The sequence below is a fragment of the Shewanella sp. Shew256 genome (assembly GCF_002196695.1).
GTDB lineage: Bacteria > Pseudomonadota > Gammaproteobacteria > Enterobacterales > Shewanellaceae > Shewanella > Shewanella mangrovisoli.
The window spans coordinates 114,370-126,684 of record NZ_NAJR01000007.1; the positions used below are offsets into that span (position 1 = coordinate 114,370).

Consider the following 12,315-nt stretch of genomic DNA (forward strand, 5'->3'; position numbering starts at 1 on the left):
GATCGCACAATGAACTATAAAAATTGGCCTATTGCAAAACAGATTGGTGCCCTCGCTTTTGTCCTTACCCTGATCATTTTCTGCATACTGAGTACCCTCTCCTACAAATCCGCGTCCAACGTGCTCGAAGATAAAGGCATCAGTGCCATGAAAGCCGAGATGCACGCCGTTTCCGACATGCTGGAGCTGCAATACGATAGCTTGCTGCAACTGGCAAGACGCAATGCCGACGTCTTTAAGGAAATGTACCCCGGCCAATTTAGTCGCCCAGATAAAAACGTGAATGTGCTCGGCGTCAACACCCCAGCACTACTGCATGAAAAAGAGCAAATTAACTCGTCAAAGAGTAAAGTTGACCGCTTTGCCAACCTCACGGGCGGGACCGCTACCGTGTTTGTGCGCGATGGCGATGACTTTGTGCGGATTGCAACCTCGTTAAAAAAGGCCGATGGTAGCCGGGCCCTCGGCACCTTCCTCGGTAAAACTCATCCCGGTTATCCAACGCTTATCAAAGGTGAGGTTTACGAAGGCTACGCCAAACTCTTTGGCAAAGACTATATGACAGTCTATCGCCCAATTAAGGATGCCCAAGGGCAAGTGATTGGGATCTTATATATCGGCTTTGAAATCACTCAATCCCTCACACAGTTACAAGCTGCGGTAAATAAAATCACCCTAGAAGAATCCGGTAGCTTCCTGCTGATGCGCAAAGCCGACAATGTGTTGGTCGCGAATCCTAAATTTAATGCGGGCGAGCCAGTCACTGAGTCCATGCTCGATGGATTAACCCTTAGCCAAGCCACACAGGATAAATCGGAGTGGCGCTACAGCAACAGTAAAAACCAACCTATGTTCGCCTACACCCAAACGGTGAATGGTTGGAACTGGATGCTGATTGGTCAAGTGAATGCGAACGAACTCAATGAAGAGAGCCTGATGTTACTGACCATCAACGCCATAGTGGCGGTCACAGGCATAGTACTCATCACAGTGCTGTTATCCTTAGTGCTGCTGCGTTCGCTGAAACCTTTACATACACTTCAGCAGCATATGGAAATTCTCGGCAGAGGGGACTTTAGTCATCCGCTTCCCCCATCCGCCTCAGATAGCAACAACGAAGTCGATAAGATCACCACTAGCGTGTCGACCATGTCATCGGAATTGCGACAATTAATCAGTGCACTGCAAGCCTCAGTGCAAAGCATTGAACAACAAGCGTCTAAGGCACAGCGGGTTGCCAAGCAAAATGGCGAAGAAGCTCAGGCTTTGATGCAACAAACGGATCAAATCGCCACCGCGATTGAAGAAATGTCCACCTCCATCCGCGATGTAGCCAACCATGCTCAAGATGGTGCGAATCAGAGTCATCAAGTGGATATCGCCGCCAAAGAAGGCCAACAGCAACAAACCCAAGTGGTGCAGGATCTGTTGAAACTGAGCCAACAACTCAGTAGCAGCCATCAGGCCGTCGAAAAAGTCAGCCAAGAGAGTGAGGCCATCAGTAAAGTCACCGAGGTGATTAACAGCATCGCCGAACAAACCAACCTGCTCGCCCTCAACGCGGCCATTGAAGCGGCCCGAGCAGGGGAACAGGGCCGAGGCTTTGCCGTGGTCGCCGATGAGGTGCGAACCTTAGCGCAGCGGACACAATCCTCCATTCTAGAAATTTCGCAAACCATTGATAAGCTGCAATCTCAAGTGAAAACGACCACCAGCCAAATGGCACAGAGCCACCAGCTGGGTATCGCATCGGCTAATCAAGGGGAAGAAACCGGCAAGCAGCTAGAGGAAATCACCCGTAGAATTGGCGAATTGGCGATTAGCTCACGCAATATTGCCTCGGCGACCGAGCAGCAGAGCAGTGTTGCCCAAGAGATCACCCATAATCTGCACCAGATAAGCGAACTGGCTAATGAAGGTGAGCACAGAGCGGCCGAAACAGTGAACTCGGCGAATGACCTATCCTCTCTCGCCGTCGCGCTTAAACAACAAATCAGCCAATTTAAAGCCTGACTCAAACCATTGGTTTGCTAAGATACCGCCCGCTTGGGCGGTATTTTTTGACTTTTCAACTTAAGTTAAATCAATTCAGTTAAGTCGCCATGGGTAAATCACACAGCTGAATCGACTCAGCAACACCGCAGAATAAACAACCTCGCGTAATGTTTATCAAGTCGGTGCTGCACAGCCTAATGCTCGAAACCACCTGTTGGCTTTGGCAATTGAGCATTAGCTTTCAAATAGGCTTGAGCTAACACTTTAATAAGCTGTGTGCTTATAGATACAGTGCGGCTAAATCATATTGAGCCATGCCTCTTATGGAACCCGTAACGAACTTCTTGCTTGTTGCTTATTACATTCGATATATCAGCAAATTAAACCACCTTAGCGAATCCTTTGAACTGAGTAATCAGGTAATAAAAAACCCCGCAATTGCGGGGTTTTAAAGGGTTCAGCTATAGGAGGTTAGCTATTACTCAGCGTCATCGCTTGAGCGATCCATGTTCTCCGTGTTTTCAAGCCACAGGGCGTTGATCACACCAAAAGAACAGGCTAACAAAACCCCTAATATCCACGTGAAATACCACATAGTAGATGCTCCTTAATTCTAATAGAGTGAGGCTTTGTTATCTTCAATATGTTTGCGGTTTAAGCGGCCAAACATTTTGAAGTAAGTCCATACAGTGTAACTTAACACGATTGGAACGAAGATAATCGCGGCCCAAGTCATCACTGTTAATGTCATTTCACTCGCAGTCGCATCCCACATGGTTAAGCTCACGTTAGGATCTAATGAAGATGGCATAACGAATGGGAACATTGCTGCACCACAAGTTAAGATCACCATAGCCACAGTCAGCGAGCTAAATAAGAACGCAAAACCTGAGCGATTTAAGCGGCTCACGACGATAACCAGCAGTGGTAATGCCACACCTAATACTGGGAACAGCATGGTAATAGGATACTTATCGTAGTTGGCTAACCAAGCGCCAGACTCAACCGCAACGGTTTTCAGCGTTGGGTTTGACAGTGCATGGTGGTCAAGGGTTGAAGTGATAACATAACCATCAATACCATTGGCTAACCACACACCCGCTGCGGCAAATAATACTGCTACTAACAGTGCACATAGTTGAGTCGCATTCGCGGCACGCACACGCAGCTCACCGTCGGTCTTCATTTGTAACCAAGCAGCGCCTTGCATCATAAACATGCTCACGCTCACTAAGCCCGCCAGTAAACCGAATGGGTTCAACAGGCCAAATAAACCACCGTGATAAGTCGCACGCAGGAACTCATCGAAGTTAAATGGCACGCCTTGGAGTAAGTTACCGAAGGCTACACCGATGATCAGCGGTGGAATAAAGCCACCACAGAACAAGGCCCAGTCCCACGATTTACGCCATTTTGGATTTTCAATCTTAGAGCGATAGTCAAATCCAACTGGACGAGTGTACAAGGCAAACAGCACTAACATCATGGCTACATAGAAGCCAGAGAAAGACACTGCATACACCATAGGCCATGCCGCAAATAAGGCACCACCTGCGGTGATTAACCATACTTGGTTACCGTCCCAATGGGGAGCAATAGTATTGACCATAATACGGCGCTCAGTATCGTCTTTACCGATAATCGGTAAAAGTGCACCCACGCCCATGTCAAAACCGTCAGTGACCGCAAATCCGATGAACAGTACGCCGATCAGAGCCCACCAGATAACTCTCAATATTTCATAATCAAACATAATGAAATCCTCTGCTTAGGCTTCTAGTTTCTCGAAGTGATAACGACCAGTCTTTAAACTGCTAGGGCCAAGACGGGCAAACTTAAGCATCAAGAATATCTCGATCACCAGCAGCACAGTGTAGAACAGTGAAATCGAAAGAATACTGAACCACAGGTCCCCAGTCGTTAAACTCGAAGCAGACATAAAGGTCGGCAGTACCTCAGAGATGGTCCAAGGTTGACGGCCATATTCCGCCACAAACCAACCACACTCGATCGCAATCCAAGGTAATGGCAAGCTAAAGAGTGCAGCTTTAAGTACCCATTTCTTCTCTTCGATCTGATGACGTGTGCTTTGCCAGAAGGCCGCCGCGAACACAAACAACATCACAAAGCCTAAGCCAACCATCACGCGGAAGCTCCAGAAAATCGGCGCCACATTCGGGATAGAATCCTTCGCAGCCGCTTTGATTTGCTCTTCTGTCGCATCCACAACATTGTCGGTGTAACGCTTCAGTAGTAAGCCATAACCTAAGTCAACTTTCGCCGCTTCGAACGCTTCACGTAACTCTGGAGACTTATCACCAGCGCGCAGTTTCACCAGCATCTCGTAAGCTTTCATACCGTTGCGGATACGTACTTCGTGTTCAGCCACTAAGTCACGTAGACCAGTCACTTCTTCATCTAAAGAACGTGTTGCCACGATACCCATAGCGTAAGGGATCTTCACCGCGAAATCGGTGTGCATGGTTTCTTGATTTGGGAAACCAACTGCAGTAAAGGCTGCAGGAGCTGGCTCTGTGTGCCACTCAGCTTCAATTGCCGCTAACTTAACGCGCTGCGCTTCACCCACTTTATAGCCTGATTCGTCACCCAGAACGATAACAGACAGGATAGACGCCATACCGAAGCTGGCTGCAATCGCAAATGAACGACGAGCAAAAGGTAAGTCACGTTTCTTCAGAATGTAGTAAGAGCTGATCGCTAATACGAACATTGCGCCAGTCACATAGCCAGAAGCCACAGTGTGAACAAATTTCACCTGTGCAACAGGGTTGAAGATAACATCAGCAAAGCTGGTCATTTCCATACGCATGGTTTCGTAATTGAACACGCTACCCACAGGGTTTTGCATCCAACCGTTTGCCACCAGGATCCACAATGCGGAGAAGTTGGAACCAAAGGCGACCAACCAGGTTGTCGCTAAGTGTTGACGTTTAGAGAAACGATCCCAACCGAAGAAGAACATACCCACGAAGGTCGATTCTAAGAAGAACGCCATTAATCCTTCAATGGCCAGTGGTGCACCAAAGATGTCGCCCACATAGTGCGAATAGTAAGACCAGTTAGTACCAAACTGGAATTCCATCGCTAAACCCGTTGAAACACCCAAGGCAAAGTTGATACCAAACAACTTACCCCAGAACTTAGTCATATCTTTATAAATTTGTTTATCCGTCATCACATAGAGTGATTCCATGATAGCCAGCAAAAATGCTAACCCCAAGGTTAAGGGAACAAACAGGAAGTGATACATGGCTGTCAGCGCAAACTGCAACCGTGATAGCTCAACAACCTCTTCAACAATCATCGGTGACTCCTTACGTGGTGCGTCCAATTGCTACGACTACTTGAGCCATTCGTAGCAAGTGCCTTTGTAGGATAGTGAGTTTTCATTTTGTGTTTATAGCTGGATTCAGTATAAACCGTTAAATTTCATCTTTTTCATTACATCGAAGCAGCAAGGCTTAAAAATCCCCTTTTTCCTCGCATACTGAGACCCTAGTCACACTATCGCTCGGCTTTGAGACTTCCACCTCACCACCCAATCCTACAAATGATCCCATCGATATAAATATCAGATAGTTAAGATATTTAATCGCTTTCATTTGTGAGTATTTTATACCACCCGCCTTTGATTCAAATCAATCAAACTCAGGGCTTTAGATGGGTTTTGCTACGGGGCACACACTTCACTTTTACCCACAGTTGACAGAGTCACAATTATGGGGTAGAGAGCGATTCATACCGAATTAAAAAGTCCATTTTTGACCGTTTGATTGAAAAACTGCACTACAACCGCCAAAAACCGATAAAAACAAATTAAAAACAATATTCACACTAATAAAACATCATCTATTCGATTTAAGGAAATTAAAAATACACAATTAAATTCAACTACATAAATAAGTGAAACCACTTAAAGCAATAAAATCACCACATATATTGATTAGTTTTTCTAATTGTTAAATGTATTTTTTCTCGTTTGAGAAGATAGATTGAACTGGTTAATATATCTCCTGTGTTAAGGAGACGGTTTGATGTGACTGGTGAAGCGCCCCAGGCAAGCCAAACTCCGCGCACATAGGTATAACTTTGGTGTGGAGAAAGAGATATGACAAACTTATTTGAACGTCTGGTTAACAGCTATAAGCGTGTTTTTGTTGAACTTTATACAGCTCGTGAGCTGTAATCGTTCACCGCTTACTCTGAAATAATACTGATTTGATTTGAAGTTTTGTTAGCGCAAAACGAGCCCCCTTCTCGATGAGTTGGGGGCTTTTTGTTTTTATCTCTCGAGAATACAGGCAAGTACAGCGACTAAATTAAGGCAAGTCAGTTTTGTTTCACTTGTGTGAACTACTTATTAAGGGGTAATTAGTCTTTAAAATTGATATTTTTAAACTTCATTTTATTAGATTTAACAAATGTAAGGCTAAGATCTTAAAATACCTTATCTTTTTAAAAGATGCGTTTTATATATAAAAAAGGAGCGAAAAATTTCGCTCCTTTTTTGGCTCACTTAAGTCGTGGTTTTCTCAATAAAAACCTTAACCTAAGTTGACTCGCGCATTGCGGAACATGCGCATCCATGGGCTGTCTTCACCCCAGTTATCTGGATGCCAAGAATTCGCAACCGTTCTAAATACACGCTCAGGGTGTGGCATCATCAGGGTCACACGGCCATCGGTAGTACAGATACCGGTTAAACCGTTTGGCGAGCCGTTCGGGTTTTGCGGGTATTGGGTGGCAATTTCACCTTTACCATTCACAAAACGCAGCGCGATAGTGCCAGAGGCCTCAGCTAACGCGAGCGCCTGCGCGCTGGCAAACTCTGCGTGTCCTTCACCGTGGGATACGGCGATAGGCATACGTGAACCCGCCATACCTTGGAAGAACAGTGATGGACTTTGCTGCACTTCAACTAAGCTGAAACGCGCTTCAAAACGCTCAGAGCGGTTACGCACGAAACGTGGCCAGTGCTCGCTACCTGGGATGATTTCCTTCAGGTTAGACAGCATTTGGCAACCGTTACACACACCGAGGGCAAAGCTTGAATCACGCTCAAAGAAGCGTGAGAACTCATCGCGGGCACGGGCGTTGAACAGGATAGACTTAGCCCAACCTTCACCCGCACCTAATACGTCACCGTAGGAGAAGCCACCACAGGCCACCAGACCTTGGAACTCTTCGAGGCTAATGCGGCCCGACAAAATGTCAGACATATGCACGTCGCGGCTCTCAAAACCTGCGCGGTCGAATGCTGCTGCCATTTCTACATGGGAGTTAACGCCCTGCTCACGCAGAATCGCCATCTTAGGTGCAGCACCTTTGAGGATGTACGGCGCAGCAACGTCTTCACTTGGATTGAAGCTTAAGTTAACCGTTAAACCTAAGTCGGTTTCATCCTGCTTAAGCTTAAATTCTTCTAATGCACAGGCTGGGTTATCACGCAGCGCTTGCATACGGTAAGTGGTTTCAGACCATAAGGTACGCAGTGCAACACGTGTCTCGCTAAACACTTCACGCGCACCATCTTTAATGGTCACACGTTGATCGTTCGCCAGAGTACCAATCACATGGCAAGGCACGCCTGCTTGGGCGAATTGCGCAGTGATAAGCTCGGCATCCGCACAGTTTACTTGCAATACGCCACCGAGTTCCTCATTGAATAGACGTTCAACGTCAGTACCTTGCAGTGCACTTAAGTCGATAGCAAGACCCGTGTTACCGGCAAAGGCCATTTCCACTAACGTCGTGAATAAACCACCGTCACTTCGGTCGTGGTATGCAATAACCGACTTCTTCGCCACCAGTTTTTGCATCGTTTCGAAGAAACCACGTAACAGAGCAGCATCGTCTAAGTCTGGCGCGATATCGCCTAACTCACCGTAAACCTGTGCCAAACAAGAACCGCCTAAACGGTTTTTACCAGCGCCTAAGTCGACTAATAACAGCGAGGTTTCGCCTTTATCACTGCGAAGCTCTGGCGTTACCGTGTTACGGATATCCTGCACCACACCGAAGGCAGAAATCACCAGTGACATAGGTGCCGTCACGGTTTTGTTCGCGCCGTCTTGCTGCCATGCGGTTTTCATCGACATGGAGTCTTTACCGACAGGAATGGTCAGGCTCAGTTCTGGACACAGCTCTTCACCCACGGCCTTAACCGCTTCATAAAGACCCGCATCTTCGCCTGGGTGACCCGCGGCAGACATCCAGTTAGCCGACAGTTTGATACGTTTGAACGAACCAATATCCGCACCCGCGATGTTCATAATCGATTCGGCCACTGCCATGCGGGCAGAGGCGCCAAAATCGAGCAGTGCTAGCGGCGTACGTTCGCCCATAGACATGGCTTCACCGGCATAGGTATCAAAACTTGCCGCCGTTACCGCGCAATCTGCAACGGGGACTTGCCATGGGCCAACCATTTGGTCACGGTTCACTAAGCCCGTTACCGTGCGGTCACCAATGGTGATAAGGAAAGTTTTGTCCGCCACAGTTGGCAGGCTAAGAATGCGTTTAACCGCTTCTTTCACATCGATGTTGCTTTGCTCAAGTGCGGGTGAAACTGCCTTAGCTGATACCACATTACGGCTCATCTTAGGTGCTTTACCTAATAACACCTCGAGTGGTAAATCGATAGGATTGTTATCGAAATGGCTGTCGGCTAGGGTTAAATGCCGCTCTTGCGTCGCCTCGCCCACTACCGCAAACGGTGCGCGCTCACGCTCACAAATCGCCGTAAATAAAGGCAAGTCTTCGGCAGCAACCGAAAGCACATAACGCTCCTGCGATTCGTTACACCAGATCTCCAACGGGCTCATGCCCGGCTCGTCCGATGGCACGTTGCGCAGATTGAAGATACCACCACGGCCGCCATCGTTCACTAACTCAGGGAAAGCGTTAGATAAACCACCCGCGCCCACGTCGTGGATAAATTGGATTGGGTTTTTATCGCCTAATTGCCAGCAGCGGTCGATCACTTCCTGACAGCGACGCTCCATTTCTGGGTTTTCACGCTGTACCGACGCAAAGTCTAAATCTTCGCTCGATTGACCCGACGCCATCGAAGAGGCAGCGCCGCCGCCAAGACCAATGTTCATCGCAGGGCCACCGAGTACGATCAGCTTAGCACCGACGGTGATTTCGCCTTTTTGTACGTGCTCTTCGCGGATGTTACCTAAACCACCGGCTAACATGATGGGCTTGTGATAACCACGGACTTCTACACCGTTGTGGCTAGAGACTTCTTGCTCATAGGTACGGAAGTAACCTAACAGGGCTGGACGACCAAACTCGTTGTTAAACGCCGCGCCGCCAAGTGGGCCTTCGGTCATAATGTCCAGTGCACTGACGATACGCTCAGGCTTACCGTAGTTACCTTCCCAAGGTTGTACAAAACCTGGGATTTTTAAATTCGATACGCTAAAACCAGTTAAACCCGCTTTAGGTTTAGAGCCACGACCAGTTGCACCTTCGTCGCGGATCTCACCACCCGAACCTGTCGCCGCACCTGGGTATGGGCTGATTGCCGTAGGATGGTTGTGAGTTTCCACTTTCATCAGTACGTGCATTGGTTCAGTGTGATAGCTGTAAACACCGTTTGGATCGGGGAAGAAACGTCCCGCAACCGAACCTTCCATCACAGCGGCGTTATCTTTATAGGCAGATAACACGTGGTCAGGTGTGGTTTCGAAGGTGTTTTTAATCATCTTGAACAGAGACTTAGGCTGCACCGCGCCATCAATTGTCCAATCTGCGTTAAAAATCTTGTGACGGCAGTGCTCAGAGTTGGCCTGAGCAAACATCATCAGTTCAATATCGTTTGGATTGCGGTTCAAACGCACAAAGTTTTCGACTAAATAATCGATTTCATCTTCGGCGAGCGCCAGACCCATTTCGACGTTGGCCACTTCAAGGGCACGGCGACCTTCGGCCAACACGTTCACACTCTTGAACGGCGCAGGTTCAGTGCGCTTAAACAGCACATCGGCCTTAGCAAAATCGTCCAGTACCACTTCAACCATACGGTCATGCAATAACCCTTTAAGGGTTTGTTGCTGCTCGACAGTCAAAGTGTCTGACTCCACATAATAGGCAACACCACGCTCTAAGCGCTTCACTTTACCTAAACCACAATTGTGGGCGATATCAGTGGCTTTAGAAGACCATGGGGAAATTGTGCCGGGGCGGGGAGTAACAAACAGGAGTGAACCTTGGGGGGTATGGGCTTCGATAGCAGGTCCATAGGTGAGAATTTTTTCAAGTTGCTCGCGCTCATTGGTCTCAAGCAACTCGCTCAAATCCGCTAAATGAACATACTCAGCATAGATTTGGCGTACCGGAAGCGCAGCGTTTACGCAGGCCTCCATTAGCTTTTGCACTCTAAACGTCGAGAGTGCTGGGGCTCCGCGGATGATCTCCATCACGTCAATTCACCTTATATTTATAATTGCAGGGGTCAGAGATGGCGCTATTATAAGGAAATGTCTGTCACAAATCACCTGTGACCTTACGTAAAACAGTGTTTCCTATTAAGATAAAAAGCGGCCCTTTTCCCCTCCTTCGTATTCCATGCGGTACGATTTTTTTACGTAATTGGCGACAAACGGATATAATCACAGCAATGTCAGCCAGTTTATCCTTGTTACCTCACTGACCTTCTACTGTTCATCATTTTGATTTTATTTAATAAAGTGTGTTTAATGACTCGATTTCTGTTCGCGATTATCTTAGGTTTCTTACTGACGGCTTGTCAGCAAGTGACCGTGGAAGAAACAGAATATGTCCCCCATAAACTCACCGAATTAAGGGTCGGCACCCTATATGGCCCACAAATTTATATGACCTCGGGCCAAGGCAACAGCGGCTTCGATTACGATATGGCGGTGCTCTTTGCCGAGTATCTCGATGTGCCCTTAAAAATGGTGCCTTATACCAACCGCGCCGAACTCTATGATGCACTGAAAAAAAACGAGATTGATATCATTGCCGCGGGGATGACAGAAACCCCAGCGCGGCGCGAACAATTCCGTTTAGGCCCGCCGCTGTATCGCGTCAATCAAGTACTGGTTTACCGTGAAGGCATGCCAACACCTAAAGATATCACTGACTTAAAAGGCAAAATTACCGTAATTGCCGACTCTTCTTTTGTGGAAACCTTGACGCAATTACAGAAACGCCATCCGACGCTCGTGTGGGATCAAGTCACAGATAAAGACAGCGAAGAGCTGCTGGCGATGATCGCCAACAAGGAAATTGACTACACCATCGCCGACTCGAGCAGCGTGCAAATTAACCGCCGCTATTTACCGGATCTGCGCTCAGGGCTCGTGCTAGAAGAAAAGCTCGATGTGGTTTGGTTGCTGCCACCCGCACACAGTGACGGCTTGATGAGTCAGTTATTGGCGTTTTGGCACCAAGAGAAACTCGCTGGTACACTCGATCATCTTAATGAAAAATACTTTGGTCACGTAAAACGTTTCGACTATATCGACACCCGCGCCTTCCTGCGCGCCATCGAAACCGTATTGCCTCGTTATCGTCAGCTTTTCGAAACCCACGCCGGAGACTTAGATTGGCGTAAATTGGCGGCGACCAGTTATCAAGAGTCCCATTGGAATCCTAATGCTCGCTCGCCGACTGGGGTGCGCGGCATGATGATGCTCACGCAGCCGACCGCCAAAGAAATTGGCATTACAAACCGACTCGATGCGGAAGAAAGTATTCGCGGCGGCGCCGCTTATTTACGGGATATGATCAATCGTCTGCCCGAGTCTATCCCCGAGAGTCAACGCATGTGGTTTGCGCTGGCCTCTTACAATATCGGTTATGCCCATGTGGAAGACGCCCGTAAACTCGCCGAATCTATGGAGCTTAATCCAAACGCCTGGCGGGATCTTAAAAAGGTATTACCACTGCTGCAAAAGCGTAAATATTACCAGAAGACCCGCTATGGCTATGCCCGTGGTAGCGAAGCCGTGCATTACGTCGACAGCATTCGCCGCTATTACGACACCTTAGTCTGGGTCGATAATCAATCTAAACAACAAAATAGCGATGATGAAGAGCCGAGCGACCTCGCCTCGGAAGATGGCCCAGCGCCAGTGCCAGGCACCCTCAGCCCAGATAAGCCGAAATAGCCCTAACCGCTTCCCCCTCAATCACTTGACTTGTGCCGCAGCCTTGCTTTTTTGCGGCCATCAAACCACGATTTTAATCTTAGATTAAGCCAATACAGGCTAAAGTGAGCTAGCTTAGGGCTAAAAACGCTGCTTTATAGAGCAGATGCATCGAGGG

General features: G+C 47.9%; 6 protein-coding genes. 2 read left to right on the forward strand and 4 right to left on the reverse strand.

What is annotated here, in order from left to right; genetic code table 11:
- Positions 1 to 9 precede the first annotated feature (9 nt).
- Positions 10 to 2,013 carry a methyl-accepting chemotaxis protein gene (locus B5P39_RS14590; RefSeq protein WP_088212035.1) on the forward strand — a complete coding sequence of 668 codons (2,004 nt, stop codon included), beginning with the start codon at positions 10 to 12 and terminating at the stop codon, positions 2,011 to 2,013.
- Between the two features lie 460 nt (positions 2,014 to 2,473).
- On the opposite strand, the gene cydX is transcribed toward B5P39_RS14590, so the two are convergent.
- From cydX to purL, 4 genes are all read right to left on the reverse strand, one after another.
- A complete protein-coding gene (gene cydX, locus B5P39_RS14595; RefSeq protein ID WP_011622029.1) occupies positions 2,474 to 2,590 on the reverse strand; it encodes a cytochrome bd-I oxidase subunit CydX in 117 nt (38 codons plus the stop codon).
- Between the two features lie 18 nt (positions 2,591 to 2,608).
- Positions 2,609 to 3,748 carry a cytochrome d ubiquinol oxidase subunit II gene (cydB, locus tag B5P39_RS14600; RefSeq protein ID WP_037420654.1) on the reverse strand — a complete coding sequence of 380 codons (1,140 nt, stop codon included), beginning with the start codon at positions 3,746 to 3,748 and terminating at the stop codon, positions 2,609 to 2,611.
- 15 nt (positions 3,749 to 3,763) lie between these two features.
- Complete coding sequence (locus B5P39_RS14605; protein ID WP_088212036.1) at positions 3,764 to 5,320, reverse strand: cytochrome ubiquinol oxidase subunit I; 1,557 nt, start codon at positions 5,318 to 5,320, stop codon at positions 3,764 to 3,766.
- 1,240 nt (positions 5,321 to 6,560) lie between these two features.
- Positions 6,561 to 10,442, reverse strand: a complete 3,882-nt coding sequence (purL, locus tag B5P39_RS14610) for a phosphoribosylformylglycinamidine synthase (RefSeq protein WP_088212037.1) — start codon at positions 10,440 to 10,442, stop codon at positions 6,561 to 6,563.
- 279 nt (positions 10,443 to 10,721) lie between these two features.
- On the opposite strand from purL, the gene mltF reads away from it, so the two are divergent.
- Entirely contained in the window at positions 10,722 to 12,158 is a 1,437-nt protein-coding gene (gene mltF / locus B5P39_RS14615) for a membrane-bound lytic murein transglycosylase MltF (protein WP_088212038.1), read from the forward strand.
- Positions 12,159 to 12,315: the final 157 nt, after the last annotated feature.

Coding starts and splice junctions, on each gene's coding strand:
- B5P39_RS14590 (WP_088212035.1), top strand. CDS start 10: ATGAACTATAAAAATTGGCCTATTGCAAAACAGATTGGTGCCCTCGCT.
- cydX (WP_011622029.1), bottom strand. CDS start 2,590: ATGTGGTATTTCACGTGGATATTAGGGGTTTTGTTAGCCTGTTCTTTT.
- cydB (WP_037420654.1), bottom strand. CDS start 3,748: ATGTTTGATTATGAAATATTGAGAGTTATCTGGTGGGCTCTGATCGGC.
- B5P39_RS14605 (WP_088212036.1), bottom strand. CDS start 5,320: ATGATTGTTGAAGAGGTTGTTGAGCTATCACGGTTGCAGTTTGCGCTG.
- purL (WP_088212037.1), bottom strand. CDS start 10,442: ATGGAGATCATCCGCGGAGCCCCAGCACTCTCGACGTTTAGAGTGCAA.
- mltF (WP_088212038.1), top strand. CDS start 10,722: ATGACTCGATTTCTGTTCGCGATTATCTTAGGTTTCTTACTGACGGCT.